This is a genomic window from Actinoplanes sp. NPDC026670 (assembly GCF_040638175.1).
Classification (GTDB): Bacteria; Actinomycetota; Actinomycetes; order Mycobacteriales; family Micromonosporaceae; genus Actinoplanes.
Genome location: NZ_JBEZXU010000012.1, coordinates 1 through 26,743, shown reverse-complemented (window position 1 = coordinate 26,743; position 26,743 = coordinate 1). Strand labels below are relative to the sequence as shown.

At 70.4% G+C, this 26,743-nt stretch carries 27 protein-coding genes; 13 read left to right on the top strand and 14 right to left on the bottom strand.

The features are described 5' to 3' along the window. Window positions 1-680: 680 nt before the first annotated feature. The 3 genes from AB0E94_RS14100 to AB0E94_RS14090 all read right to left on the bottom strand — a co-directional run bounded on the left by AB0E94_RS14100 (window position 681) and on the right by AB0E94_RS14090 (window position 4,719). On the bottom strand, window positions 681-2,540 hold the full coding sequence (locus AB0E94_RS14100; protein WP_360326153.1) for a capsular polysaccharide synthesis protein: 1,860 nt from the start codon (window positions 2,538-2,540) through the stop codon (window positions 681-683). Between the two features lie 171 nt (window positions 2,541-2,711). Continuing rightward, window positions 2,712-4,280, bottom strand: coding sequence for a serine/threonine-protein kinase (locus AB0E94_RS14095; RefSeq protein ID WP_360326151.1), 1,569 nt, complete (start codon window positions 4,278-4,280; stop codon window positions 2,712-2,714). Window positions 4,281-4,359: 79 nt separating this feature from the next. After that, a complete protein-coding gene (locus AB0E94_RS14090) occupies window positions 4,360-4,719 on the bottom strand; it encodes an SgcJ/EcaC family oxidoreductase (RefSeq protein WP_360326149.1) in 360 nt (119 codons plus the stop codon). 63 nt (window positions 4,720-4,782) lie between these two features. Here AB0E94_RS14090 and AB0E94_RS14085 point away from each other — a divergent pair, with 63 nt between their 5' ends. Genes AB0E94_RS14085 through AB0E94_RS14075 form a run of 3 tightly spaced genes read left to right on the top strand, consistent with a single transcriptional unit; the run spans window position 4,783 to window position 7,422 of the window. Further along, window positions 4,783-5,241, top strand: a complete 459-nt coding sequence (locus AB0E94_RS14085) for a hypothetical protein (protein ID WP_360326147.1) — start codon at window positions 4,783-4,785, stop codon at window positions 5,239-5,241. A 40-nt stretch (window positions 5,242-5,281) separates the two neighbouring features. Next, window positions 5,282-5,869, top strand: coding sequence for a helix-turn-helix domain-containing protein (locus AB0E94_RS14080; protein ID WP_360326145.1), 588 nt, complete (start codon window positions 5,282-5,284; stop codon window positions 5,867-5,869). Continuing rightward, window positions 5,869-7,422 carry an MDR family MFS transporter gene (locus tag AB0E94_RS14075; protein ID WP_360326143.1) on the top strand — a complete coding sequence of 518 codons (1,554 nt, stop codon included), beginning with the start codon at window positions 5,869-5,871 and terminating at the stop codon, window positions 7,420-7,422. Before AB0E94_RS14080 ends, AB0E94_RS14075 begins: the two co-directional genes overlap by 1 nt. Before the next feature lie 69 nt (window positions 7,423-7,491). On the opposite strand, the gene AB0E94_RS14070 is transcribed toward AB0E94_RS14075, so the two are convergent. Next, window positions 7,492-7,848, bottom strand: a complete 357-nt coding sequence (locus AB0E94_RS14070; RefSeq protein ID WP_109591156.1) for an STAS domain-containing protein — start codon at window positions 7,846-7,848, stop codon at window positions 7,492-7,494. Window positions 7,849-8,144: 296 nt separating this feature from the next. Between AB0E94_RS14070 and AB0E94_RS14065 the strand changes: the two genes are divergently transcribed. Beyond that, the gene (locus AB0E94_RS14065; RefSeq protein WP_360326141.1) at window positions 8,145-9,122 is read left to right on the top strand and encodes an AraC family transcriptional regulator; all 978 of its coding nucleotides are present in this window, start codon (window positions 8,145-8,147) and stop codon (window positions 9,120-9,122) included. Window positions 9,123-9,129: 7 nt separating this feature from the next. Here AB0E94_RS14065 and AB0E94_RS14060 read toward each other — a convergent pair whose 3' ends face one another. Further along, window positions 9,130-9,459 (bottom strand): hypothetical protein, encoded by a 330-nt coding sequence (locus AB0E94_RS14060; protein WP_360326140.1) that lies wholly within the window; start codon window positions 9,457-9,459, stop codon window positions 9,130-9,132. Between the two features lie 279 nt (window positions 9,460-9,738). Continuing rightward, complete coding sequence (locus tag AB0E94_RS14055) at window positions 9,739-10,626, bottom strand: Gfo/Idh/MocA family oxidoreductase (RefSeq protein WP_360326138.1); 888 nt, start codon at window positions 10,624-10,626, stop codon at window positions 9,739-9,741. Between the two features lie 78 nt (window positions 10,627-10,704). Here AB0E94_RS14055 and AB0E94_RS14050 point away from each other — a divergent pair, with 78 nt between their 5' ends. Together AB0E94_RS14050 and AB0E94_RS14045 are read left to right on the top strand one after the other, a co-directional pair. Further along, window positions 10,705-11,070 (top strand): hypothetical protein, encoded by a 366-nt coding sequence (locus AB0E94_RS14050; protein ID WP_360326136.1) that lies wholly within the window; start codon window positions 10,705-10,707, stop codon window positions 11,068-11,070. Continuing rightward, the gene (locus AB0E94_RS14045) at window positions 11,063-11,479 is read left to right on the top strand and encodes a hypothetical protein (protein ID WP_360326134.1); all 417 of its coding nucleotides are present in this window, start codon (window positions 11,063-11,065) and stop codon (window positions 11,477-11,479) included. Before AB0E94_RS14050 ends, AB0E94_RS14045 begins: the two co-directional genes overlap by 8 nt. 31 nt (window positions 11,480-11,510) lie before the next feature. Here the strand turns inward: AB0E94_RS14045 and AB0E94_RS14040 are convergent, their stop codons facing one another. Genes AB0E94_RS14040 through AB0E94_RS14015 form a run of 6 tightly spaced genes read right to left on the bottom strand, consistent with a single transcriptional unit; the run spans window position 11,511 to window position 17,222 of the window. Further along, the gene (locus AB0E94_RS14040) at window positions 11,511-12,941 is read right to left on the bottom strand and encodes a glutathionylspermidine synthase family protein (protein ID WP_360326132.1); all 1,431 of its coding nucleotides are present in this window, start codon (window positions 12,939-12,941) and stop codon (window positions 11,511-11,513) included. 27 nt (window positions 12,942-12,968) lie between these two features. After that, window positions 12,969-13,358: a hypothetical protein gene (locus tag AB0E94_RS14035; RefSeq protein WP_360326130.1), complete on the bottom strand. Its 390-nt coding sequence runs from the start codon at window positions 13,356-13,358 to the stop codon at window positions 12,969-12,971. Between the two features lie 48 nt (window positions 13,359-13,406). Continuing rightward, window positions 13,407-14,168 (bottom strand): 3-oxoacyl-ACP reductase FabG, encoded by a 762-nt coding sequence (gene fabG / locus AB0E94_RS14030; protein ID WP_360326128.1) that lies wholly within the window; start codon window positions 14,166-14,168, stop codon window positions 13,407-13,409. Window positions 14,169-14,219: 51 nt separating this feature from the next. Continuing rightward, on the bottom strand, window positions 14,220-15,866 hold the full coding sequence (locus AB0E94_RS14025; RefSeq protein WP_360326127.1) for an alpha-amylase family protein: 1,647 nt from the start codon (window positions 15,864-15,866) through the stop codon (window positions 14,220-14,222). Next, a complete protein-coding gene (locus tag AB0E94_RS14020) occupies window positions 15,859-16,878 on the bottom strand; it encodes a hypothetical protein (RefSeq protein ID WP_360326125.1) in 1,020 nt (339 codons plus the stop codon). Before AB0E94_RS14020 ends, AB0E94_RS14025 begins: the two co-directional genes overlap by 8 nt. Continuing rightward, entirely contained in the window at window positions 16,875-17,222 is a 348-nt protein-coding gene (locus AB0E94_RS14015; protein WP_317790323.1) for a PadR family transcriptional regulator, read from the bottom strand. Before AB0E94_RS14015 ends, AB0E94_RS14020 begins: the two co-directional genes overlap by 4 nt. Window positions 17,223-17,347: 125 nt before the next feature. Here AB0E94_RS14015 and AB0E94_RS14010 point away from each other — a divergent pair, with 125 nt between their 5' ends. Beyond that, window positions 17,348-17,998 (top strand): DedA family protein, encoded by a 651-nt coding sequence (locus tag AB0E94_RS14010; RefSeq protein ID WP_360326123.1) that lies wholly within the window; start codon window positions 17,348-17,350, stop codon window positions 17,996-17,998. A 1-nt stretch (window position 17,999) separates the two neighbouring features. Here the strand turns inward: AB0E94_RS14010 and AB0E94_RS14005 are convergent, their stop codons facing one another. Next, window positions 18,000-19,373, bottom strand: a complete 1,374-nt coding sequence (locus AB0E94_RS14005; protein WP_360326121.1) for a carbohydrate-binding protein — start codon at window positions 19,371-19,373, stop codon at window positions 18,000-18,002. A 126-nt stretch (window positions 19,374-19,499) separates the two neighbouring features. On the opposite strand from AB0E94_RS14005, the gene AB0E94_RS14000 reads away from it, so the two are divergent. Both AB0E94_RS14000 and AB0E94_RS13995 read left to right on the top strand, forming a co-directional pair. Then, window positions 19,500-20,654, top strand: a complete 1,155-nt coding sequence (locus tag AB0E94_RS14000; protein WP_360326119.1) for a glutamate--cysteine ligase — start codon at window positions 19,500-19,502, stop codon at window positions 20,652-20,654. Window positions 20,655-20,791: 137 nt separating this feature from the next. Continuing rightward, complete coding sequence (locus tag AB0E94_RS13995) at window positions 20,792-22,174, top strand: polysaccharide deacetylase family protein (RefSeq protein WP_360326117.1); 1,383 nt, start codon at window positions 20,792-20,794, stop codon at window positions 22,172-22,174. On the opposite strand, the gene AB0E94_RS13990 is transcribed toward AB0E94_RS13995, so the two are convergent. Then, window positions 22,146-22,982, bottom strand: coding sequence for a zinc finger domain-containing protein (locus AB0E94_RS13990; RefSeq protein WP_360326115.1), 837 nt, complete (start codon window positions 22,980-22,982; stop codon window positions 22,146-22,148). The two genes, AB0E94_RS13995 and AB0E94_RS13990, sit on opposite strands and share 29 nt — an antisense overlap. Before the next feature lie 91 nt (window positions 22,983-23,073). On the opposite strand from AB0E94_RS13990, the gene AB0E94_RS13985 reads away from it, so the two are divergent. The 4 genes from AB0E94_RS13985 to rocD all read left to right on the top strand — a co-directional run bounded on the left by AB0E94_RS13985 (window position 23,074) and on the right by rocD (window position 26,635). Then, window positions 23,074-23,679: an ATP-dependent Clp protease proteolytic subunit gene (locus AB0E94_RS13985; protein WP_360326113.1), complete on the top strand. Its 606-nt coding sequence runs from the start codon at window positions 23,074-23,076 to the stop codon at window positions 23,677-23,679. Between the two features lie 117 nt (window positions 23,680-23,796). Next, complete coding sequence (locus tag AB0E94_RS13980) at window positions 23,797-24,366, top strand: hypothetical protein (RefSeq protein ID WP_360326111.1); 570 nt, start codon at window positions 23,797-23,799, stop codon at window positions 24,364-24,366. Between the two features lie 260 nt (window positions 24,367-24,626). After that, a complete protein-coding gene (gene ddaH, locus AB0E94_RS13975) occupies window positions 24,627-25,424 on the top strand; it encodes a dimethylargininase (protein ID WP_360326109.1) in 798 nt (265 codons plus the stop codon). Beyond that, window positions 25,421-26,635, top strand: a complete 1,215-nt coding sequence (rocD, locus tag AB0E94_RS13970) for an ornithine--oxo-acid transaminase (protein ID WP_360326107.1) — start codon at window positions 25,421-25,423, stop codon at window positions 26,633-26,635. The genes ddaH and rocD overlap by 4 nt, the downstream gene beginning before the upstream one ends. Window positions 26,636-26,743 lie beyond the last annotated feature (108 nt).

Genomic DNA, 26,743 nt, shown 5'->3' with positions numbered 1-26,743 from the left:
CGCAGCGGTGGTCAGCGCACACGTTTGCCTGGGCGCAGCGGTGGTCAGCGCACACGTTCGCCGATCGGGTGCGCCTGCTTCGCTCTGACGGGGATGGACGCACACGTTGTGCCGTCCGTGTGCGCCCGTCGTCGTCCCGGCGAGGGTGAAATCGCACGTTGCCGCATTGTGTGCGCTGGTCGTCGCACGCCGGCCGAACACCGCCGACCGCGTCTGGCCGCCCGCCGGCGACCACTCCGGACCAAGCGCCGCCGACCGCGCCTCGCAGAACCGACGACCGCGCCTCGCGGAAGGCCGACCACCGCGCCTCGCGGAAGGCCGGCGACCGCGTGTGTGGCGGAAGGCCGGCGACCAAGGCCTGCGACGACGGACACCGGTGCGCCGTCACCCAAACGATCCCCGAAATGGCGGAACTCGAGTACCGCGGAACTCCACAAGTCTTCCGGGGCGCCTCGCGCCTGCCCGGGGCGGGGAAAACGGCTGTGGGCAGGCGTCATCGCACCCTTACGCCCCGCGAGATCGGGCGAGCCTCGCGTCATGGCCACAGTCACCTGCAGCGTCGCACGGGTTGGGCTTTGTTTTCTATCCAGATCGACGGGGCGTCGCTGGGACGGGGACGGGCGCGCACGCGAGGCTGTGCCGTTGTGCTTCGGTCACGTCTGCTGGAGTGCGGCGATCGGCTACTGGTCGGGGCGCACTCCGTGGTCGGCTCGGATGATTCGGGACAGGTAGGACTCGCTGCCACCGAAGCCGGATGGGAGCTGGTGCCGCAACTTGTGCACGAACGCCCCCTCGGTGATCGTCTGGAACATCTCCTGGTCGTACGGCCGGAGCAGCACCGTCTGGAGCGCATGCGGTGGTGTCGCGTTGAGTCGTAGGCCGGCGTCCCATTCGGTGCGGAATCGGTCGTCCAGGCGGTGCAGCATCTCGAAGATGTGGTGGTGCAGGAGCACGTCGACGATTTCGCCGCGCTTCTCCCACCACAGGAACGACGCGGCCCGCCACAGGTGCATGACGTAGCTGTCGGGGCGGCTCGCCAGGAACCAGTTGACCAGGTACGGGCCGGTGTAGGTGAAGGCGAACACGCTGCCCTTGGCCAGCGCCCGGTCGATGTGCGGCCGCAGTGGCTCGGTGACCAGGCAGGTGGCGTCGACCCAGATGCCGCCGAACTTCTCCAGCAGCAGCATCCGCAGCAGGTCGGAGAAGTGGTAGTGGTCGCCTTCCAGGGCGGCCGCCAGGTCCTCCGGCACGTCGGTGTAGGCGCCGATGTTCGCCAGGGACAGCTCGTGCACCCGGGAGTCCGGGTTGTTGGCCCGTAACGCTGCCAGGCAGGCTTTCACCACCGGCGGCGCGGCGTCGAAGCCCTGCGCCCAGTAGACGAAGATCGGCTGGTCGAACGTGCTGTCCACCGGGCGGGCCAGGCGGTGCTCGGCCTGCACCCGGATCTGGGCCAGGTTCTCGGCGAGGAAGATGCCGACTTCCCGGCGGGCGCCGAAGGACGTGACGTCGGAGTCGAGCAGGGCCGCGCCGTCGAACGGCAGTTTCGTGTCGTGGGCCAGGGCGGCGGCTGAGGCCTGACGGCTGTCGTCCCGGCGTTTGAGTTTGTCGTAGGCCAGGGCCAGCGCGTAGCCGCGTTCGAAGGCTTCCGGGCGTTTCGCCACTGCGCCGCGCAGGAGTTGTTCGGCGGCGGCCCAGCGTTCCTCGGCGAGCGCCAGCCGGCCCAGTTCCCAGGCCGCCTCACCGGCCGGGTCGCCGGCCTTCACGACCTGCCGCAGCGCGCCGACGGCGGCCGCGGTGTCACCGAGCGCAAGCGCGAGCCGCGCCCCGGCCAGGAGATCCCCGGCCACCATCGCGCCCAGCGCCACAGCCTCCTCCGGCGTCTCCGGAACGAACGACCCGGCGCCGGCGGCGGCGAGGGTTCGGCGGGAGGCGGACGCGTCGGGCTCGCCCGTCCATTCGTAGGTGTAGGTCGCGTCAGAAGGTGTGGACCCGTCGAAATGCCGCAGCGGCCGCTCGGTGGCGGTGAGCGCCAAGTCGTACCAGATAGCGTCGCCCGGCCCGGCGCCGAGCCGGATCCGCACCTCGCGGGCCCCGTCCGGAATGGTGAAGGTGACCGCGATCCGGTGGTGGCCGTGCTCGTTGCGGGCCGGCATCGAACGGACCGACGCCGGTTCCTCCAGCGCCCACTCGGCGGCCAGCCGGGGCGGCGGGCCGTCCAGCGGAGCGGCCAGGAAGACCGACACGCTCGCGCTGTAGGTGCCCGCGGGCAGGGCGGTCAGGGCCGGGGTCACGGCGGCGCCGCCCCCGCCGGGCACGGTGACCTTGAGCCCGGTCACGCCGGGCCGGCCCGGCACCTCGACCCGTTCGGCGGAGACCGGCTCGGGCACGTCGACACCTTTCGGCGCGACCCGGAAGCCGGGGTCGGGGGCCAGGTTGAGCACCGACGGCGGGGTGGCGGCGGGCGCGGACTGCGTCGGCGGGGTACGGCGGAGCACCGCCCGGAACCGGGTGAGCCATTCGTCGGGTGCGGTCGCCGTCATCGATGTCCCTTTCGCAGCGTGCCGCCGCAGTTTAGTCGGACATCGGGCGCGGCCCGGCAGTGCGCGTCGGACACCGGGCACGGTCCAGCAGCGCGCGTCGGACATCGCGCACGAGCCGACGGCGCGCGTCGGACATCGGGCACGAGCCGGCAGCGCGTGGACGAACGGCGGCTACAACGGCAGGACCACGCCGGACGGCCGTCCGCTGAGGCAGTTCACGGTCATCCGGTAGCGCGCCAGGTCGGCGGCGAACACCACGTCGACGGTGAGGTCGGGGCCGGGGTAGGCGCGTTCGGTGACGAACCCGGGGCGCGGTTCCCAGGCGAGCAACTCGGCGCCGTCGGTCACGCACTTCGCGTACACCGACCCGCCCGCCGAGTCCAGGCGGGTGCCCTGCGGCACCGACGGCGAGACGGATGGCGAGACGGAAACACTCACGCTCGGTAGCGATTCGGCTTGCGACGGCACCGCCGACTCCGGTCCGCGCGGTGCGGTGCCTGCCGTCGAGACAGCGCTTGCGCTGGCCACCGGGGCCCGCTCGGGCCGGCTGGGCACTCCGGCCGGATGGGTGACACCTGGCGGCTTGCGAGTGACTGAGGGTGATACCCGCGGCGGGGCGGCCACTCCGGGTGATCCGGCCGGGTCGCCGTCTCCGGCGGCGAGCGAGAACGGCACGGCGAGGGCCAGGGCCACCAGGGCGGCCGCGGCGGGCAGCCGGGCCTTCTTCCAATTCTTCGGTACGGCCACCCGCCCCGTGCCGATGCGGAGGCCCGTCCCGCGCGGCCGTGGTGTGAGCGATGTCATGCCCTGGTCCACGGGGCGGACGCCGGCCCCGGATCCCGCCGAGGCTCCGCCTGAAATGCGAGAGCCGCTCGACGCCTCATGTGCGAAATCGGGCGCGAGTGGCCGTACCAGATCAAGGGTTGAAGCCTCGGCCGCGTCGCCCAGAAGGTCGGCCACCTCTGCCGCGTCCGGCCGGATGGCCGGGTCCTTGGCCAGGCATCGGGTGACCAGATCGATGACCTCGTCGGGCACGCCGGTCTGCGCGCCCAGCGGAATGGGTTCCTGGTAGACGTGCGCCCTGAGCATCTGGGTGGTGGTCTCGACGCTCCACGGCTGCGTGCCGGAGAGGAGCCGGTAGAGCAGCACGCCGAGCGCGTAGATGTCGGAGGCGGGTTCGATGGCCCCGCCGGTGAGGCGCTCGGGAGCGAGGTAGGCGGGGGTGCCGAGCAGGGCGTCCTCGGGGGTGGCGGGTCCGGCGACGGCGGCGATGCCGAAGTCGACGACCTTGGCCCCGGCCGGGGTGACCATGATGTTGCCGAGCTTGATGTCGCGGTGCACGAGTCCGTCCTCGTGGGCGACGGCGAGGGCGGTGGCCACCTCGCCGCAGATCCGGAAGACGGTGCGCGGCGGGATCGGCCCGCGGTTGACGCGCTGCTGGAGGGTCGGGCCGTTGACCAGCTCCATCACCACATAGGGGACCGGCAGCCCGTCGTCACCGCACTCGCCGAAGTCGTAGATCTGCGCGATGTTCGGATGCGACAGGGTGGCCGCGGTCCGCGCCTCCTGCAGGATCCGGGCCCGGAACCGGTCGTCACCCGCGTAGCGCCCGGCGAGCACCTTGACCGCGACCGGGCGGTTCAGCACCTCGTCGAGGGCGCGCCAGACGACGGCCATGCCGCCACGGCCGAGTTCGTTCTCCAGCCGGTACCGGCCGCCGAGTTTCCGATCCGCCTCCACTCGACGCAGTTTGCCGAAATGGCGGCGAATTCGCACATCCGAGCACCGCTCGAATGCCATTCATCTTTCACATTCACATTTATTCGGACGGCTCCTGCATCCACCATTCGGTGAATTGCCGCGCCTGGCAGGTGAGGTCCAGGCGCAGCACCCACAGATTGCGGAAACGCCGCCGCGGATAGCTGGTGGACGCCTCGATCACCGACATCTCCTCGGTGACGATGAGCGGATGCCAGGCGAAGCCGATGCTGTGCGGGCGATCCTGCCGGGCCAGCCAGCCGCTGACGATCGCCTCCCGGCCGATCCACGGTTTCGCGTAGGGCGCCGTGAAATAGGCGGCGTCGTCGGCGAACAGCTCACGGATGTCGTGCGGGTCGTTGGACTCCCACGCCTTGCGATACTTCTCCACCCAGGCGGTCACCGCGTCCAGGCTCGTCATCCCCGTCTCCCTCTCCCGGTACCCATCCCACCCTGCCAGCCGGACGCCCGTAGGGTCTCCTCCATGACGGATAGCCGGCGACATCTGCCCGCACCGGCCCGCCCGATCGCGGCCGCGGCCACCGCCGGGGTCGCCGCGGTCCGGGCCGCCGACCATGCCGCGCTGGCCGAGGCGACGGCCGATCTGGCGGCGCTCGACCCGGCCCGGACCGGGCTGGTCCTGGGCACGGCGGTGCGCCTGCTGCTGGAGGACGGGCATCCGGACGGGCTGACCGCCGACGACGTGCGCGCCGCGCTGGCGAGCTGTGTCAGGTCGTGGCCGGAGGCCGATCCGCAGGTGGTGCTCTGGCTGCTGGCCGCCGCGCTGGGGGTGCTCGACGAGGACGGGACGACCCCGCCGAAACCGGACGCGCTGGCCCGCAACGCCGTGGTGCTGCTCACCGACCTGCTGGCCGGCCGGGAGATCGGGCCGTGGTGGACCGCCACGCTCGCCGAGATCGAGCGGGCCCAGCTCAACGATTAAAACTTTGCAGAAACTGCAAGTACGCATCTAACCTCGCGGGGTGGATGCGGACCCGACCATGCCCGGACGCCGGGAGCTGAAGCGCCGGCAGACCCGCCTCGCCCTGATCACGGCCGCCCTCCGGCTGGTCGACGAGCGGGGCGCCGACCGGGTGACCACCGACGAGATCAGCGCGGCCGCCGAGGTGTCGCCGCGCACGTTCTTCAACTACTTCGCCACGAAGGAGGACGCCCTCGTCGGCGACCCCCTGGCCGACTGCGGCGCCCCGGTCCTCCCGGCCGGCCGGCCGCTGCTGGAGGCCCTGCTGGCGGCGCTGGCGCCGGCCTTCGAGCAGATCCAGCGCGACCGTGACCTGTGGCTGCTGCGGATGCGCGTGATCGCCGCCAATCCACAGCTGCTGCCGCTGCTGATCGCCGCCGCATCCGCCGCCGAGCAACGGCTGTCCGCGGCCGTCGCCGCCCACGACGGGCTCGCCCCGGACCACCCCCGCCCGGCTGTCGTCTCAGCGGTGGCGAACGCCGCCGTCCGGGTCGCGCTGATCCGCTGGGCCGAGGCCGGCGACGCCCGTCCGCTGATCGAACACGCCCGGGAAGCCTTCGCCATCCTCCACGATCTGAAAGAAAGCTGATGACAGCAGTAGAACCCGAAACCGCCGAGACCTCCGGCCGGATGTCCCACAAGGAGGTGGTGCAGGCACTGTCCGGCCTGATGCTCGGCATGTTCGTCAGCATCCTGGCCTCCACCGTGGTCGCCAACGCCCTGCCCCGGATCATCGCGGATCTGGACGGCAGCCAGTCCGTCTACACCTGGATCGTCACCACCGAGCTGCTCGCCATGACGGCCACCGTCCCGCTCTGGGGCAAGATGGCCGACCTGTACAGCAAGAAGCTGCTGATCCAGCTCTCCCTGGGCCTGTTCGTGGTCGGCTCGCTGGTCGCCGGCTTCACCCCGAACGTCGAGGTGCTCCTGGTCAGCCGGATCATCCAGGGCGTCGGCGCGGGCGGCATGACCGCGCTCGCGATGATCGTGATGGCCGCGATGATCCCGCCGCGTGAGCTGGGCCGCTACTCGGGCATGTTCGGCGCGGTCTTCGGTGTCGCCACCATCGCCGGCCCACTGATCGGCGGAGTCCTGGTGGACACCACGTGGCTCGGCTGGCGCTGGTGCTTCCTGGTCGGCGTGCCGTTCTCGGTGATCGCGATCGCGCTGCTGCAGAAGACCCTGCACCTGCCGGTGGTCCGCCGCGAGGTCAGCATCGACTGGCTGGGCGCGCTGCTGATCACCGCGGGCGTGAGCACCCTGCTCGTCTGGTCCACGCTGGCCGGTCAGCACTTCGACTGGGCCTCCTGGCAGACCGCGGCGCTGGTCACCGCCGGTGTGGTGATCCTCGCGCTGGCCGTCTGGGCCGAGTCGAAGGCGACCGAGCCGATCATCCCGCTCGGCATCTTCCGGCACCGGACGGTCACCCTGGCCATCGTCGCCAGCGTGCTGGTCGGGGTGGCGATGTTCGGCGGGACCGTCTTCCTGTCCCAGTACTTCCAGATCTCGCTGGGCAAGTCGCCGACCGTGGCCGGGCTGATGGGCCTGCCGATGATCTTCGGCCTGCTCGTCTCCTCCACCGTGGCCGGCGCCCTGATCACCAAGTTCGGGAAGTGGAAGGCGTACCTGGTGGCCGGCTCGATCGTGATGACGGCCGGGATGCTGCTGCTCAGCACCATCGACGCGCACACCGGCGTGCCGGTGATCTCGGCCTACATGGCGGTGCTCGGCGTCGGCGTCGGCCTGCTCATGCAGAACCTGGTCCTGGCCGCGCAGAACGACGTGCCGGCGGCCGAGCTCGGCGCCACCACCTCGGCGCTGACGTTCTTCCGCAGCATGGGCGGCTCGATCGGGGTCAGCGCGCTCGGCGCCGTCCTGACGAACCGGGTCACCACGCTCTTCGCCGACAAGTTCGGCGCCGCCGCCGGAGGCGGCGAGGCGAAGGTCCCCGACCTGGAGACGTTGCCGCCCGAGATCCTTGCGGTGATCAAAGAGATCTACGGTACGGCCACCGCCGACCTGTTCCTCGTCGGCGCCCCGATCGCGTTCCTCGCGGTGATCGCGGTGCTCTTCATCAAGGAGAAGCCGCTGTCCACCCTTTCCGGTGACGAACGGCTCAAGCAGGAATCCGCCCTGCACTGATCGTTCCCCGGGGCCGGTCGATTTCGGTCGGCCGGCCTTCCTCGGACGGGTGAAACAGACCTGACAAAGTCAGGACGGGCGCAGGCCCACCGACGTGCGTGGAGTGGGCGGCTCGGCACATCCGAGCAGGCCGACCAGCCCGGACACCCAGAGCTGCCGGTAGACCGTGGCACTGGGATGGCTGACCACCAGCTTCACGCCGCTCGCGGCGGCCGTGTGGAAGCAGGCGACCAGAATGCCGATCCCGATACTGTCGATCAGCATGACCCGTTGCAGGTCCAGGCAGATCCGACTCGGCGTCATACCGGTCAGGACGTCGTTCACCGCGTCCCGCATGACGTGAGCGTTGTCCAGATCGATCTCGCCACTTGGGGCGATCTCAACGGTGCCGTCGGCCAGCTGGCGGGTCGTGATCGGCAGATACACAGCTGCCCTCTTCCTGGCGTCCCAGCCTTCTGAGCCGACGCCGATCCTGCCGCGGGACACGGTGGCGCCGACCGAAGAAGTGGGGTCGTGCGCTGAGCGGCGTTCGCTGAGGACGCCGACCGGGAACCCGCGTTCCTACAACAATCCGCTGGTCTGCAAGTTACGCCACGTAGGCGCGGAACGCCAGAGTAGTTCATATGGCCGGAATGTGCTGGAACGGTCAGTGCGTGGCGGCCACGTTGACTGTCCACCCACCTGACCGAATACTCACCGTATGCCTTGGAGCGCCAGACGGCATGGTTGACGCCCTGCCGCGCGCCACACCGGCGCCGGACACCGTCTACTTCGACAGCGTCGACGGCGATCGGGCCCGACAGGTCCTGAATCGTTTCTACCCTCAGGTGTCCGCTGACGGAGATCTCAAACTGGGGGTCGAGGTGATCCGACTCGGACCGCTGACGGTCGGCCACCTCACGTTCGCCGCCGGCGCGACCCTGGACTTCCCGGCGCTGGCCGCCTACCACGTCACGCTGCCCACCACCGGGCTGGTGCACGCCTGCCGGGGCGGACAGGAGGTCGTCGCCTCCCCGGCCACCGCGCTCGCCTTCCGGCCCGGTGAGCGGGTCCGGCTGCGCCACGAGCCGAACACCGCGGAACTGGACGTGCGGATCGAGAGCTGGGCGCTGGAGGCGGAGCTGGTCGCGCTGCTCGGCCATCCGATCGACGGCCCGATCGACCTGCCGCCCGCCTTCGACCTCACCGAGGGCCCGGCCCACAGCTGGAGCCGCCTGGTCCGGCTGCTGCGCGACGAGCTCGAACACGAGAGCAGCCTGATCTTCGAGCCGCTGATCGCCGAGCAGCTGTGCAGCAGCGTGCTCAGCGGGCTGCTGCTGAGCGTGCCGCACCGGTACGCCGCCGAACTCGTGGCGCCGCCCGTCCCCGGACCGCCCCGGCCCATCCGCCGGGTCCTGGACGCGATCAGCGGCGAGCCGGAACGCGCGTTCACGGTCGGCGAGCTGGCGGGCATCGCCGGGACGAGCATCCGCTCGCTCCAGTCCGGGTTCCGCCGGCACATCGGGTGCGCGCCCATGACGTACCTGCAACAGGTCCGGCTCACCCGGGCCCACGAGACGCTCCGCACCGGCGACCCGGCCATGATCACGGTGGCCGACGTGGCGCACCGATGGGGGTTCGCACACCTCGGCCGGTTCGCGTCGGCCTATCGCAAACGCTTCGGAGAGTCACCGTCGGAGACCCTGCGGACGACCACCTGAACGGGTGTCACTCGCCCGGGTCACCACAACGCCGCGGCTGCGCCACACCGTCGGACTGCCGGTCCGCTCCCGGCGCCCCGAACAGGTGGCCGCGCGGTGGAACCCAGTCACGCCAGGCCGCCAGCCGTGGCGGAACCGTGGCCATCTCGCCGTCTCCGGGAGCGCATTGCCGGCGCAGGTACGCCACCACGCGCTCGGCTGCCGCCCCGCCGTTCTCGGCCAGGCTCCGTAGCACCCGGGGGTCGGCCGGCGTCTCTTCCCGCAGCAGGGCGGCCAGACTGGCCAGCGCCTGCACGGCTTCGGAGGCGTCTCGCTCGGCATCCCACAGGCCGGTCACGCCCGCGCTCCCCCGCGACGGGCCGGAACGTCCATACCTCTGGCTGTGCGGTCGGTCATGCAGTGCATCCCCTCACCCCGACACGTACCCGATGGCGTCGCGGGCCCGCGAACGCCACCGCCGGGCGATTCGGCCCCCGGTGCACGTGACAAGGCGAAAATGTATTCGGCTCGCTACTTTGCGTCCATCCGTAACGCGCAGGTTCTGTCCAGTTAGCGCTCAGTTCGGCCAGGGTCAGATCAATACCCCCATTACGCCGCGTGGTTTTCCAGTGAGGATCTAAACGGTGACCGTCGCGCCTTCGGTGAGGGAACGCTCGGCGGCGACCAGGATCGCGGTCACCTCGGCGCCGAAACGCACGTCGACGGCCGACGACGGTCCCCCGGCGGCCGCGGCGAGCAACTGGTCGACGGCCCGGCCCAGCGCGTCGGCGGGCTCCCACCGGCCGCGCGGCACCTCACGGACCCCGGCGTCCCCGGCGAAGACCGCCTCCTCCCGGGCCGCCGCGGGCGGCGCGTCCACCGCCAGCGTGAACCGGCTGACCGCCCCACTCACGTGCTTGAGCAGCACGAACGTCAGATCACGCGGCCCAGCCACGGCAGTGACCTCGGCCACCGGACCGAGCACCGGCAGCACCACGGCGAGCGCGTGCGGGCCGACATCCCAGAGGCCACCGCGCTCGCGCCGCCACGGCGACGCGCCGAACGGGTTGTCCGGCACGAAGATCGAGCCGAGGTGGTCGATCCGGGCCTCGGCCCAGCCGCCGGTCGCCGCCGCCTCGGTCAGGAAACCGTCCAGTTCGGGCGTGAACCGGCGGGTGAAGAAGACCACCGAAGCCACCTCACCCGCCGCGTCGGCCAGGGCTTCGGCATCTTCGGTACGCAACGCGACCGGCTTGTCCAGCAGGAGGTGCCGTCCGGCCCGGGCCGCCCGCAGCGCGAGTGGCGCCTGCACGTCCGGCGGGAGCGCGATCGCGACCGCGTCGACGTCGGCGATCAGCGCGTCGGCGTCACGGTAGGCCGGAACCCCGTAACGGCCGGCCAGATCGGCCGTCTTCTGCGGATCTCGCCCCCAGACGCCGGCGAACTCGACGCCGGAATGTGCGGCCAGCCCCGGCGCATGCGCCAGTTGAGCCCATGGTCCCGTACCGAATAGTCCGAAGCGCACCGGTTAGCCCCGCCCTCGCGTTCTTGATCTCCCGGGCCGGAAGTTACCAGGCCGGAAGGGCCTCAGTAACCTGGCCGGGTGAACGGAGCCCTGTCGACGGCGACAATCGTCGCCGCCCTCGCCCTGGCGGCCTGGTATCTGATTCGGACGGCCCTGGACCGGGCGCCGACCCGCATCGACATGATCGCCGGCGCCGCGCTGACCGTGCTGACCACGATCCTCGTCATCGTCGCGGTGGCCGGCCTCTTCGGCGACAAGCAACCCTCCGACATCGGCACGTTCGCCGGCTATCTGGTCACCACGATCGGGCTGATCCCGACCGGGATGATCCTGGCCAAGATGGAGCCGACCCGCTGGGGCAACCTGACCCTCGGGATCGCCTGCCTGATCCTGCCCGTCCTCGTGCTGCGCCTGCAGCAGATCGCGTCGGTGACCGGTGTCTGAGAAAACCACAGTCCGTCCGGCCGACGCCGCTCTCGGCTCCGGCGCCGGCCGTGTCCTGCTGCTCGTCTACGGCGTCTTCGCGCTGTCCGCGAGCGCCCGCGCCCTGGTGCAGATCACCACGCACTTCTCCGAGGCGCCGCTCGCGTACCTGCTGTCCGCCTTCGCCGGCCTGGTCTACATCGCCGCCACCGTGGGCCTGGCCCGGGGCGGCCCCGCCGGTCGCCGGATCGCCCTGATCAGCTGCTCGATCGAGCTGATCGGCGTGCTGGCGATCGGCACGCTCAGCGTCGTGGACGCGGTGGCCTTCCCGGACGACACGGTCTGGTCGCACTTCGGCAGCGGTTACGGCTACGTGCCGCTCGTCCTGCCGTTCGTCGGCCTGTGGTGGATCTGGCGGCACAGAGTCTGATTGCTCCGCTTCGCTCCGCCGCAAACGCCGGTCAGCTGATCACGTGGGGCAGGAAGTTGCAGGTGTTGGTGGTGACCAGGCCGGCTGTGCCGATGCCCTCGCGGATGCCCATGCCGGCCGGTTCGCCGTCGATCAGCCACGCGCCGATCACCGGGTGGACCGGTCCCTCCAGGCCGTCGAAGGTGGGCAGCTCGCACAGCTCCTGGACGACGTAGCGGCCGTCCGAGCCGTACTCGGAGGGCACGTCGGTCACCGGGACGCCGTCACGGACCAGCGTGACCGAGCCGCCCTCGCGGCCCCACACCGGCTTCTTCGCGTAGGACGTCAGTTTCGCCGCCCCGGACGACTCGGCGAAGTAGGCGGGCAGCAGGTATCTCCCGCGCTCGGGGTCGTCGCCGAAGAGCTTCCACAGCACCGGCAGCAGCGCCTTGTTGCCGAGCAGCGCCGCCTTGTAGGGCGGCTCCATCCAGACGGTGCCGCGTTTCTGCGGGTCGGCCATGTTCCGGAAGAAGGCCTTGCCGCCCTCCTCGTGCCAGAACCACTCCCACGGGTAGAGCATGAAGATCACGTCGATCGGCTCGGCACGGTGTTCCTGACCCGGCGCCGGGACGAAGAGGACCCGGTCCCCGGCGACGTCCCAGCCGATCTGGCTCATCGCGATCAGCTCGACCGGGAACCCGGCCTCCTCAGCGGTGGCCATCAGGTACGCGACGTTCATCCGGTCCTCACCAGAGGTCTCGGACGTCTCGTACGCGAAGAAGATCTTGGGTTTCTCCGGCAGCCAGGGCCGTGCCTCGCGGAGCTTGCCGATGTTGCGGCGCCAGGCGCCCGGATCACCCGGCTCGCCCGGAGTGGCCTCCCAGCCGACGAGGCGCTCGTGGATCGAGTTCCACTGGCGCCACTCGTGCCCGGCCACCCCGGTCTGGTCCATCCAGTGCCACTGGATGACCGCGGCCTCGATCAGTGAGGTGGGGGTCTGCGCGTTGAACTCGAGCAGCCGCGGGACGGTGCCGGCCCCGTTGTACCAGAGGTCGAACCGCCCGTAGACGGTCGGCGAATAGTCGGGCGTCTGCATCGGCAGCCGGCCGTCCGGGTCCTTGTCCTGGTGGGTCCACGTCTCGGCGTCGCCGTCGAACCAGGTGCGCAGGATCTGCTCGTGCGTGTACTCGGGGATCCCGATGCGGGTCAGGAAACACGACTCGGCGGTGCAGATCGAGGCGAAGAAGCCCTGCTTACGACCTTCGACGGTACGCCGTGGGCACTGCCCGGCCATCCAGTCGCCGGCTTCCAGGCACATCGCGTAGAGAGTCGTCGAAGCGGTCTCCAGCTCCTCGATCTCGGCAGCCGTGAAGTCGTAGTACGGCCCCTCCTGCCAGTACGAATACGTCGTCCCGTCGGGCAGGACGTCGTCGTTGTAGGTCAGGCCGAGGCTGTAGTTGGTGAGCCGCCACCCGTCACGCACCGGCCCGTACGGAATCCGCCGCAAACGTCAGCCCCCCGACGACGATCCGCTGCCGCCCTTGCCCACGACGCTCGTCTTCACCGTGCCGTTGCTGATCTTCCCGCTGGACGGTAGACCGAACTTCGACCGGGACGCCGCGTCGTTGTAGGCGAATTTGGTGCCGCCGGCGGGCAGCTTGGAGCCGACCGGGTAACCCGACCGGTACCCCGACGAGTGCCAGATGAAGAAGCCACCGCCACCGCCGCCGCCACCGTCGTCGTCACAGAGGTCCTCGTCGACGATCGTCCCGTCGGCGTCGGCACAGTAGAAACCCTCGTCCACATATTCGTCGCTGTCGCACGCGGCCAGGCCACCCGCTGCCAGCAGCAGGAACGTGCTGGTGAGCGACACGGTCCGGGAACTCATGCGTCGGTTCATGATTTCTTTGTAACTCTTCTCAGCAAGTTGCCAGTAACCATTAACCTGTCAGTCCCTCGGCCCGCCCGCGACATATACGACCTGTCCGGAAACGAACCCGGCGCCTTCGCTCACGAGGAACGACACAGTATTGGCGACGTCCTCGGGGCGGCCGGCCCGAGCGACCGGAATCTGACTCACCGTCGCCTTCTCGAAGTCGTCGAAGTCGACCCCGATGCGCGCCGCGGTCGCCCGGGTCATGTCGGTCACGATGAAGCCCGGCGCGACCGCGTTCGCCGTGATGCCGAACTTGCCGAGCTCGATGGCGAGCGTCTTGGTGAAGCCCTGGAGGCCGGCCTTGGCGGCGGCGTAGTTCGCCTGGCCCCGGTTGCCCAGCGCGGACGTGCTGGACAGGCTGACGATCCGGCCGTACTTCGCGGCGACCATGTGCTCCTGGACGGCCTTGCTGAACAGGAAGGCGCCCCGCAGGTGGACGGCCATCACGGTGTCCCAGTCGTCCTCGGACATCTTGAAGAGCAGGTTGTCGCGCAGCACCCCGGCGTTGTTGACCAGCACGGTCGGGGCGCCGAGCTCGGCCACGGTCCGCTCGACGGCCGCCCGCACCTGATCTTTGTCGGCCACGTCCGCGCCGATCGCGATGGCCGAGCCGCCCGCCGCGACGATCGCGTCGACGGTCTCGGCGCCGGACTTCTCGTCGAGGTCGACGACCGCGACCGCCAGGCCGTCGGCGGCGAGCTTACGGGCGATCGCCGCGCCGATGCCGCGCGCGGCTCCGGTCACGACAGCGACACGAGGTACGGACTGCGACATTGCGGCCTCCGGATAGTGATCCACGCTGCTGGAAGCCGATGCTAAACCTGGTCAGGCGGTTCTGCGCATCCGGATCCACCGGTATCCGTACCCGGCGACGCGGATCTTGTCGAATTCGCCCGGCTCCGGGTACTCCTGGTCGGCCAGCACGTCGTTCGGGTACTCGGCCTCGGCGGCCAGGCTGCTCAGATCGACCGCACCCGCCTCGGTACCCAGATTGTGCACGAACAGCATGGTTCCGGTGTCGGCGTCGGCACGATGCACCAGGATGCCCCTCGGGGCGGGCACGTCGACGTGGGTGCAGGAGCCGCTGCCGATCTCGGGCGCCTCGCGGAGGGTACGGATCATCCGCTCGAACCAGGACAGCAGCGACTTCGGATCGTGCCGCTGGAGGGTGGCGTTGAGCGTCTCGTAGCCGAAGTCGCCGCCCGAGATCACCGGCCGGATCACCTGTTTCGGATCCGCGCTGGAGAATCCGCCGTTCGGCAGGTTGTTCCACTGCATCGGGGTACGGATGGCGTAGCGCCCGTCCAGGTCCAGGTTCTCGCCCATGCCGATCTCCTCGCCGTACCGCAGCACCGGCGTGCCACGGAGGCTGAACTGGAGCGCGTACGCCAGCTCGATCCGCCGGCGGTCGTTGCCGAGCATCGGGGCCAGGCGACGGCGGATGCCCCGGCCGTACAACTGCATGTTCTCGTCCGGCCCGAACCGGTCGAGGACGTCCTTGCGCTGCTCGGCGGTGAGCCGGGACAGGTCGATCTCGTCGTGGTTGCGCAGGAAGGTGGCCCACTGGCCGCCGTCCGGCAGTTTCGGCGAGTCCCGCAGCGCGTCGATGATCGGCTCGGTGTCCTGCCGGGCCAGGCCGAGCACCAGCCGCGCGTTGAGCATGAAGTCGAACAGCATGTGGATGCGGTTGCTGGACCCGCCCTCGTCGCCGAAGTAGGTCACCAGCTTGTCCGGTTCCACGTTGGCCTCGGCCAGCAGGACCGCGTCGCCCTTGCGCCACTGCACGTGCTGGCGCAGCTCACTGAGGAACCCGAAGTCCATCGGCGCGGTCGGGCTGCCCGGCTCGGTCTCCTCGATGATGAACGGCACCGCGTCCATCCGGAACCCGGACACCCCCAGTTGCAGCCAGAACGCGCAGATCTTCTTGATCTCGGCCCGCACCTCGGGGTTCGTGATGTTCAGGTCCGGCTGGAACTTGTAGAACCGGTGGTAGTACCAGAGTTTCGCCGTCCGGTCGTAGGACCAGGTCTCGGCCTGCTCCCCGGGAAAGACCATGCCCTGGTTGCGGTCGGCCGGCGCCGTCTCGCTCCAGACGAACCAGTCACGGTACGGCGAGTCCGGCGACGATCGTGCCGACTGGAACCACGGGTGCTGGTCGGACACGTGGTTGACCACGAGGTCGATGATCACTTTGATGCCCCGGTTGGCGGCCTGGTGCAACAGTTCGGCGAAGTCGCCCAGGGTGCCGAACCGGGGGTCCACATTGTAGAAATCGGTCACGTCGTAGCCGTCGTCCGCACCCGGCGACGGGTGGATCGGGTTGAGCCACAGGCAGTTGATCCCGAGCCGGGACAGGTAGTCCAGCCGCCCGATCAGGCCACGGATGTCACCGCAGCCGTCACCGTCGGAATCGGCGAACGAGTCGATGTCGAGGCAGTAGACGACGGCCTTGGAATACCACCGGTCACTCATGCGCCCTTACATGTCCGTGCCATCTGCCGGTCAAACGCTCCCGGACGGCCAGCACGAGCAGCCCACCGGCGAGGACCACCACCGGCGCCAGCAGCACCACCACGATCCGGCTCAGCACGTCCGCGCCACCCAGATCACCGAGGGCGGCGACAGTCAACAGCCCTGACAGGTCCGGGAAGGCATATGCGGCGGTCAGCGCGGCGGCCGACAGAACCGCGGTCCGGCCGCGCACCCGCGGGCCGGCGGTCCACGCCGCCACGGTCAGGACGAGGAGCGGCACCCAATCCTGAATCACCTCCACCGGCTGGAAGAACAGCCCGTCGAACCGCTCGTCGAACCAGAAGTCGTCCAGAGCCGGGGCTCGGGTCAAGGCCGCCAGCACCGCCCCGATCGAGGCCAGCGCAATGCCGCGGACACCCAGCACGGGACGAACCCACCTCCCGGAAACCGCCACGGCGAACAGAGCGGTGATCATGATCGCCGTCGGGAACCCCCAATCCAGCCACAAGCCGCCGGACGGGAACGACGACGACCACAGCACCACCACGATCGCCTGGACCAGGACTCCGGCCACCGCGAGCGCGACAGTGGCGCGGCGCAGGCCCAGCACCGCGGCGACCACGACCAGCGGCCAGATCACAGCGCGCAGAGCCGGGTCGAGGAGCATCAACCCCTCCACGCCGTGCAACCGCAGCGGATCGCCCTCGGCCCACAGGGTGAGGCCGGCGATCAAGCGGTTGATCGCGGCGCCGGCCATCAGCAGCGCGGCGAACAGGGCGGTCGCTCCGGCGGCGTCTCGCCACCCCGTACCCCTCTGGGTGTGGAAGGCCTGGCCGAAGCGGGCGGTGAGGCCCGCGCGGACCAGGTCGATCGCATCGGCCGGGGAGGGGAAGCGGCGGCCGGGCTCGGCGCCGGACATCAGGACGCCGATCATCTCCTCCTCGTAGGCGGCCCGGTGGCCGGCCGGATAGATCCGCATCAGGCGGCGGTATCGAATCTCCAGGCTGGTCACGTGGTAGCTCCCCCTAGTCGGGTCTGACGGGCGTGCAGGCGGCGCTCGGCGATGGTCGCCTGTGCGCGCAGGCGTGCGGTCTCGGTGGCCAGGCTCTGCTCGCCGGCCCCCGTGAGCCGGTAGTAGCGCCGCAGCCGGGACTGCACCACCTCCTCGCGGTCGACCTCGATCAGGCCCTCGGCGCGCAGCCGGTCGAGGGCGGCGTAGAGGGTGCCGGCCCGCAGCCGCACCCGCCCGCCGGTCATGCCGGCCACGTCCTCGATCACGGCATAGCCGTGCCGGGGCTCCTCGGCCAGAGCGGTGAGCACGAGGAACGTCGGCTCCCGCATCGGCGTCTCAGTCATGGCGAAAGCATATACCGATCATCGGCATATACGGGAGGGGTTCGACCGTCCGCTCACGGGTAACTCTCAGAAATCGCCTGCACAGTGGGTGGGGACTGAACGGCGACATTTCGAAAGGCGGGCGCATGGCCGACGGCGATCTCAGCAATCTCGGTGGACTGACCGGCTGGGTGGCCTCGGTGATCGACTCGCTCGGTGAGGTCGGCGTCGGGTTGCTGGTCGCGCTGGAAAATCTGATTCCGCCGATTCCCAGTGAGATCGTGCTCTCCATGGCCGGCTATCTGGCCAGCGAGGGCCGGGTCAACCTGGTGCTGGTCTGGATCACCGCGACGCTCGGCGCGCTCGGTGGCGCGGTCGCCCTCTACTGGCTGGGCCGCGGGCTCGGCGAGGAGCGGCTGAAGCATTGGCTCGACCGCATCCCGCTCGTCGACCCCGACGACCTGAACAAGGCCGACAGGTGGTTCGAGAAACACGAGCGGGCCGCGGTGCTCTTCGGGCGCTGTGCGCCGGTGGTGCGCAGCCTGGTCTCCATCCCGGCGGGCGCCAACCACATGCCGATGGGCCAGTTCATGCTCTACACGACGATCGGCAGCGGCTTCTGGAACGCCCTGTTCATCGGCGGCGGCTACGCGCTCGGCTCCCGCTGGGAGGACCTGGAGAAGTACGCCCAGTGGTTCGACTACGCGATCTGGGCGTTCTTCGCGATCGCGATCGGGTCCTGGGTGACCAAGAAGGTGCGCAAGCGGCGGCAGCGCGCCGCCGCCCGCGCACGCTGACTCACTTGCGGAACTGGATCCAGTTGACGTTCACGAAATCGGCCGGCTGGCCGCTGGTGAAGGTCAGGTAGACGGTGTGCGAGCCGGTCACGTTCGACACGTTGGCGGGGACCGAGGTCCACGTCTGCCAGCCGCCGGTGCTGGCGAGGGCGAAACTGCCGATCGGGGCGTTGCTGCGGCTGTCCAGGCGCACCTCGATCAGGCCGCTGATCGCGGTGCCCGCACCGGACGCGACCCGGCCCACGAAGTCCTTCACCCCACCGGTCCCGAAGTTGACGTTGTTGAACTGGAGCCAGTCGCCGTTCGCGATGTAGCTGACGTTCTGGCCGCCCTCGGAACAGGTCTCCAGCTGCACCCCGGCGGAGCTGTTGTACGACTCGGCCTCGATCCGGGAGTACGCGTCCCGGCTGGTCCCGCCGGTCGCGGTCGGGGTCGGGCTGGTCGGCGTGGTGCCACCGCTGGACTGGTACACGGCCACGTAGTCGATCACCATCGGCACGCCGGACTGGGTGGCCGCGGTCGGGCCGCCGCCGAACGCCGCCGGGAACCCGCCGCCGATCGCCACGTTGAGGATCATGAAGAACCCGTGGTGCAGGGCGTTGGTCCAGGTGGTGCTGTCGACCGAGTTCGAGGTGAGCGTGAAGTAGTTGTTCCCGTCCAGGTAGAAGCGCAGCTGCTCGGGCGAGACGCTGCGGTCGTACTCGGTGGCGTAGGTGTGGAAGGCGCCGAGGCAGCCGCTGCAGGCCCGCTCGCCACTGGTCAGGCCGGTGGTCTCGTTGCACGGGCCGCCCGGGTTGCTGCCACAGTGCAGGGCCGAGAAGACGCTGGACCGGCCGTTGATGTTCTCCAGGATGTCGATCTCGCCGATGCTGGGCCAGTTCGTCGCGCCGACCGGGCGGGCCGCCGCGCCGAGCGCCCAGAACGCCGGCCAGTACCCGGCCGCAGCCGCGCCGGTCACATTGGGCTGCTGGATGCGGGCCTCCATGCGCATCTTCCCGCCGGCCGGGGCGGCGAAGTCGGTGCGCTGGGTCTCGACCCGGCCGGAGGTCCAGCGGCCGGCCGAGTCCCGGATCGGCTTGATCACCAGGTTGCCGGCGCCGTCCTGGTAGACGTTCGCGGTCGAGTCGGTCATCGTCTCGATCTCGCCGGTGCCCCAGTTGGCGGCGCCGCCGGGATATCCGGTGCCGGTGGAGTAGAGCCAGTTGGACCGGTTGAGGCCGGTGCCCGAGGCGCCGGTGAAGTCGTCACTGAAGACCAGGGACATGCCGGCCGGTGCGGCGGGGACCGCAGCGTCGGCGGTGGCCACGAACGTCACCGAGGCGCCGACGGCGAGTATCGCCGTGGCCACGGCCAGCAGTTTCCGGGGGATTCTCATGGGGGATGCGCCTTTCCTGGGGAGTCGAGAGAGCGCTCTCACAGATTGCACGCTTGTTTCCAGGTGTTGTCAACATGGAAGTACGCCGATCGTTTCCGAAGAGATCAGCTCGGGTAACCCGGTCGCATGGAGACCGCCATCTCGCCCGAACTCGCCGCGAAAGCCGAGCGTGACGACCTTCTCACCCTCGGCGTCGAGGAGGAGTACCTTCTCGTCGACGCGGTCGAGCCACGGGCCGCGGAAGCGGTGGACGCGGTCTTCGCCGAGATGCCCGGCGACCTGCGGGACGGCGTGCAGCACGAGTTCTACCGGACCCAGATCGAGGTGGCCAGCCCGCCGCAGCTCGAACTGGACGGCCTCGCCACGTCACTGCGCCGGCTGCGGTCCGAGGTCGCGGCGGCGGCACGACGGGCCGGCGCCCGGCTCGTCGCGGTCGGCACCGGGCCGGCCACCGGCCACAACGCACGGATCGTCGACGACGAGCGGTACCACCGGATGCGGGCCCGGTTCGGCGACCTCTCCCCCGGCCAGGGCATGTGCGGCACCCACGTGCACGTCAGCATCCCCGACCCGGAGACCGGCGTGCAGGTGCTCAACCACGTGCGCCCCTGGCTGCCGGTGCTCCAGGCGGCCACCGCCAACTCGCCACTGTCCGGCGGGCACGACACCGGGTACGCCAGCTGGCGCTCGATGCTCTGGGAACGCTGGCCGACGGTGGGGCCGACGCCGTACCTGCGCTCGCACGAGCACTACCTGACGCTGATCGGCGACCTCGAAGCGAGTGGCGCGATGCTCGACGAGGGGATGCTCTACTGGTACGCCCGGTTGTCGGCGAACTATCCGACCGTGGAGATCCGGATGGGCGACGTGATGCCCACCGCCGACGACGCGGTCCTGCTGGCCGCGCTGACCCGGGCGCTGGTCGGCACGGTGCTGCACGAGGTCCAGGCCGGGATGGAGGCGCCCGACGTCGAGCACCCGCTGCTGATGGCGGCGCACTGGCGGGCCGCGCACGACGGGCTGGAGGGCCTGAACATCGACATGGCGACCCGCGAGCCGCGCCCGGCGTGGCGGCTGATGCGGCAGCTCTTCGACTACGTGCGCCCGGAACTCGAACGGCACGGCGACCTCGGCACGGCGACCGTCCTGATGGAACGGCTGCGCGACCGGGGCACCGGCGCCGCCCGGCAGCGGGCGTTGCTGGCCCGCGGGGCATCGATAGGCGACGTGGTCGACTGGCTCGCCCGAGCCACGGCCGATGAGCACGCTCCCACGGATTAGGTGACGCCCGAAGCGGCTTCAATCACAAATTGCACTTATCGGCATCACTGCGGGTGAGCAGGGGGTATCGCCCTATGTGATCAGTCGGTGACCTATTCGGTATCGCGCGAGATCTTGCGGCACGGTAGGCATGACGAATGTCGCCGCACGCCCCCCTCTCACCTGCGCCGACGTCCCGCGCGATCAGCCCGGCCACCGGGCGGCACCGAGCACCCGATCCGGTCGCCGACGACACCCCGGCTCCCTCCACGGCGTCCCGGCTCACCAGCCTGCGCGCCGCGATCGTCACCGCCTCCGGCGCGACTATCCCGGCTCCCCGGTCGGCACGGCACCGCGCGGGCGCGTACGAATCGTATGGAACCACCCGGACCGTCGTCCGCCGTGACGAAACCGGCCGCGCCGCCCGCCGCCGCTCGCAGACCAGGCGGTCCTCATCGGACCGTTCCACCGGTGGCGCGCATCGCGCGCCCTCGACGATGCCCGTCGAGGCCTGGGTCGCCGCCGCGAAGAGCCGGCCACAGGTGCTGCTCGGCACCCTGGTCGCCGCCGGCCTGCTGCTCACCGCGGTGCCGACGATCCCGCAGGACGACGGCGGCAGCACCTCGGTGATGACCGCCGCCGCCGAGGCGGTCGGCGTGATCAGCAAACCGGATCGGAAGAAGCCCGCGCCGGATCGCGAGCCGGACCCGGTCGTCGCCGCACCGGCCGCCACCGGCACGGACAAGCCCGAGTCGCCGGATCCACAGTCGACGCCGACCGCCAAGCCCACCGAGGCCGCGCAGCAGGTGGTGGTGCCGGCCGGGGACGGGCCGTTCAACTCGCTGCGCACCACCGGGTCCGACGTGGTGATGCTCAGCTTCGACGACGGGCCCGACCCGGTCGAGACGCCGAAGATTCTGGCGATGCTGGACAAGTACCAGGTGAAGGCAGTGTTCTGCCTGGTCGGCACGCAGGCCCGGCGGCACCCCGACCTGGTCCGCCAGATCGTCGAGGGCGGTCACGTGCTGTGCAACCACACGTGGAACCACGACCTCAAGATCGGCGGCAAGAAGGCGAACCAGATCAAGGCTGATCTGGAACGGACGAACGCGGCCATCCGGGCGGCGGTTCCGGACGCCGAGATCCCCTACTTCCGGGCGCCCGGCGGCAACTTCACCGACCGGCTGGTCAAGACCGCCTACGTCGACGGCATGACCTCGCTCTACTGGGAGGTCGACCCGCGTGACTGGGAGCACCCGGAGGGCGAGACCTCCGCGGAGCACATCAAGCGGGTGATCGCCCAGGTCAAGAAGGAGACCCGGCCGGGCGCGATCGTGTTGTCGCACGACTTCAACCAGCCGGACACCACCGCGGCGTACGAGGAGCTGCTGCCCTGGCTGGTGGCCAACTTCAAGGTTGGCATCCCCGGCGCCGAGACCCCGGAGCCCACCCCGTCGACGCCCACCCCGGACCCGACGCCGTCGGTCACCCCGTCGGCCGAGGCACCGGCGGTCACCCCGAGCGACGCCGCGACGGTGTGACGGACGGCTGGCAGGCCGGGCACCAGTAGAGGTTGCGGCCGGCCAGCTCGTCCCGGGCGATCGGGGTGCCACAGACCAGGCAGGGCTGGCCGGGGCGGCGGTAGACATACACCTCGCCGCCGTGCCGGTCGACCCGCGGCGCCCGCCGCATCGCCTCCGGGGTGTGCTGGGTGTGCACGGTGTCGATCCGGCCGCGCAGCACGCCCTCCTTCATCAGCGACCGCAGATCGTCCCAGATCGCCGCCCAGCGGTCGGGGTCGATCGCGGCGCCGGGCGTCTGCGGCGACAACCCGGCCCGGAACAGCGTCTCGTTGGCGTAGATCAGGCCGCACCCGGCCACGATGGACTGGTCCATCAGCAGGGCGAACAGCGGCTTGGTGCTGGCTCGCACCCGGGCGAACGCGGCGGCCGGGTCGGCGTCGTCACGCAGCGGGTCGGCGCCCAGCCGGGACCGCAGCACGTCGACCGCACCCGGGTCGAGGACCTCGCAGGCGGTCGGGCCACGCAGCTCCAGCCAGTGACCGGAACCGGTCAGGACCATCCGGACCTGGCCCACCGGCGCCGGGGCGGGCAGCTGCCCGTCGGCGAACTTGCCGTAGAGGCCGAGGTGCACGTGCAGGGTGTGCTCGCCCTCGTAGTGGTGGAGCAGATGCTTGCCGTACGCCTCGGTGTCGAGGAGCCTGCGCCCGTCGATCAGGGCGGCGCCGGCGGCGAAGCGGCCCTGGGGGCTGCCCGCGGTGACCGGATGCCCGGCGAAGAGCTCACGATGGCGGATCGCGAGGCGGTGAATGGTATGTCCCTCCGGCACGCACCAAAGGTAGCCGGGCATTATGCCGTGAGCGGATTCGCCCTGAGGCGAATCGCTGGGATCCGCGGCCCGGCTGGGAGAAAGTGTTCCCATGAGCATTGAGACGACTATGCGGGGCGGCGGCGCGTCCTTCGACGACCAGGTGTTCGACCGGCTGCTCCGGGAGCGGATCATCTTCCTCGGCAGCGAGGTCAACGACGAGGTGACCAACCGGATCTGCGCGCAGATGCTCCTGCTCGCCTCCGAGGACTCCGAGCGCGACATCGCTCTCTACATCAACTCTCCGGGTGGCTCGATCAGCGCCGGCATGGCGGTGTACGACACCATGCAGTACATCAAGAACGACGTGGCCACCATCGCGATGGGCATGGCCGCGTCGATGGGCCAGTTCCTCCTCTGCGCCGGCACCCCCGGTAAGCGGTACGCGCTGCCGCACGCCCGGGTGATGATGCACCAGCTCTCCGGCGGCATCGGCGGCACCGCGGCCGACATCGCCATCCAGGCCGAGAGCATGCTGCACATCAAGCAGGTGATGAACGAGCGGATCGCCTTCCACTCCGGGCACACCCCGGAGGAGATCGAGCGTGACTCCGACCGTGACCGCTGGTTCACCGCCCAGCAGGCCAAGGACTACGGTCTGGTCGACCACGTGATCGCCAAGGCCACCGATGTGAACGCGGTGAATTCGCTGGTCTGACCCGTTCTCGAAAGGGCACGTCCCCCTCGGGGGCGTGCCCTTCGTGTCGTTTCCGGGCGGTGGGGGTATGTACCTCGGTCAAACCTGACGAGTCAAACCTGCCAAGGAGGTTCAGACGTGAGGCTCCCTACCTTCCCCCGCCAGACGACCGTCGACGACGCGGACACCGAGCGGACCCCGGTGGCGCCGCGGCGCGACGAACCGACCACCGCCACCCTCACCCCGGTCCGCCCGGACACCACTGTCGCTCCCCCGCCGGCCCGTCCGCAGACGTTCCGGCCCGCTCCCGTCTCGGAGACCCAGCGGGCCAAGGCCGTCTCTGAGCCGGTCGCCGTTCCCGAGCCTTCCGCGCCGCCCGCTCCGCGGGCCAGGGCGAGCCTCGTCGCGACCCTCGGCCTGGTCCTTTCGGTCGCCGGTGCGCTTCTCGTGCTGTCCGGACCCCTTCTCGGGTACGGCGTGGGCGTGTCCGCGGTGGCGCTGGTCCTGTCCATCGCCGGCGTCTTCGCGACCCGTAAACGGCACGTGGCCGGCAAGACCGGCGCGCTGATCGGTGTGGTCCTCTCGCTGGCCGCCGTGGTGATCGGTGTGCTCGCGCTGGCCGGGCAGCTGTGGTGGCTGGGCACCGACACGCAGACGGTCACCGAGTTCCGGACGTGGCTTGACACACAGTTTGAAACGCGGATTTGACGGGTATCTGACATTCACCGCCGATGATGTGGCGGCGGACGAACTCCTCGGAACCGGGTCGGCGCAGGCCGGCCCGCCCCGAAAAGCCTCCGGCGGTTCGCCGGAGATCGTTGAGGCCCCGGCAAGGGCGGCGGTTCGCCGTCCCGCCGGGGCCTTTGCAATGAATCGCCGCACACCCCGGTGATCACGCAACGATCAGCCGGTGCACGCATGGTTACTCCCTGGGGATCGTCGGTCACTCCCGCATACCGTTTTTCTCCATGAGCCTGAAGCGCCGCTACCTGATGTGCCGGCCCACCCACTTCGCCGTCACGTACCGGATCAATCCGTGGATGGACCCCACGGCGCCGTATGACAACGCGCTGGCGGTCAGCCAGTGGGAGAACCTGCGGCAGGCGTTCCTCGGACTCGGCCACACCGTCGAGCTGATCGACCCGCTGCCCGGCCTGCCCGACATGGTCTTCGCCGCGAACGGTGGCACCGTCGTCGACGGCCGCGTGCTGGGGGTGCAGTTCCGCGACGCCGAGCGGGCCGACGAGGCCCCGGCGTACGCGTCCTGGTTCCGTGAGCGCGGCTTCGAGGTGCGCGAGCCCAAGCACACCAACGAGGGCGAGGGCGACATCCTGCTCGCCGGTGACGTGCTGCTCGCCGGCACCGGGTTCCGGACGGCGCACGCGTCGCACGCCGAGACCCAGGAGTTCCTCCAGCGCCCGGTGATCACCCTGCAACTGGTCGACCCGGCCTACTACCACCTGGACACGGCGCTCTGCGTGCTCGACGAGCGCACCATCGCGTACCTGCCGCAGGCCTTCTCGCCGGGTTCACAGTCCGTGCTCCGGCAGCTCTTCCCGAATGCGATCATCGCAACACCGGAGGACGCCGCCGTGCTCGGCCTGAACGCGGTCAGCGACGGCGAGACCGTCGTGCTGCCCGAGCAGGCCACCCACCTGGCCGGCGCGCTGCGCGCGGCCGGCTACCAGACCATCGGGGTCGACCTGTCCGAGCTGCGCAAGGCCGGCGGCGGTCCCAAGTGCTGCACGCTGGAGGTTCGCTCGTGACGACTGTCGAGTTCCGGACGCCCGAGGCTCTCGCCGACGCCGAGCGCTGGACGGCCCACAACTACCACCCGCTGCCGGTGGTCGTCGCCGAGGCCGAGGGCGCCTGGGTCACCGACGTCGACGGGGTGCGCTACCTCGACTTCCTGGCCGGGTACTCGGCGCTCAACTTCGGGCACCGGCACCCCGGCCTGATCGCCGCCGCGCACGCCCAGCTCGACCGGGTCACCCTGACCAGCCGGGCGTTCGTGCACGACCAGTTCGCCACCTTCTGCCGTGGGCTCGCCGAACTGTGCGGCAAGGACATGGTGCTGCCGATGAACACCGGCGCCGAGGCCGTCGAGACCGCGATCAAGGTGGCCCGCAAGTGGGGTTACCGGGTCAAGGGCGTGGCCGACGAGCAGGCCGAGATCATCGTGGCGGCGGACAACTTCCACGGGCGCACCACCACCATCGTCAGCTTCTCCACCGACCCCGATGCGCGGGCCGACTTCGGGCCGTACACGCCCGGGTTCGTGGTGGTGCCGTTCGGTGATCTGGAAGCGGTCCGGGCCGCGATCACCCCGAACACGGTGGCCGTGCTGATGGAGCCGATCCAGGGTGAGGCCGGGGTGCTGGTGCCGCCGGCCGGGTTCCTCGCCGGGATCCGTGAGCTGTGCACCGACCACAACGTGCTGATGATCGCCGACGAGATCCAGTCGGGTCTGGGGCGTACCGGCAAGACCTTCGCGATCGAGCACGAGGGTGTCGTCCCGGACATGTACGTGCTCGGCAAGGCGCTCGGCGGCGGCATCGTGCCGGTCTCCGCGGTCGCGGCCGACCGGGCGGTCCTCGGTGTGCTGAAGCCCGGCGAGCACGGCTCCACCTTCGGCGGCAACCCGCTGGCGTGCGCGGTCGGCGCCGAGGTGGTCAAGCTGCTGGAGACCGGCGAGTTCCAGGAGCGATCGGCGCGGCTCGGCGCCCGGCTGCACGCCGGGCTGGAGGCGCTGATCGGCCAGGGTGTGGTCGCGGTCCGCGGGCGGGGCCTCTGGGCCGGCGTGGACATCGACCCGGTGCTGATGACCGGCCGGCAGGCCTGCGAGCGGCTCGCCCAGCGCGGCGTGCTGGCCAAGGACACGCACGGCTCGACGATCCGGCTGGCCCCGCCGCTGGTGGTCACCGAGGAGGACCTGGACCACGCGCTGGCCCAGCTCGCGGAGGTCCTGAAGGGCTGACCGGGTTCTGCTCAGTGGGGCGCTGCCGGTGGCAGCGCCCCCCAGACGTGTGAGCGGCCCACCCGCCGGGACGCCCACGTCGGGGGCGCGCCCCAAACCGCCACGGGG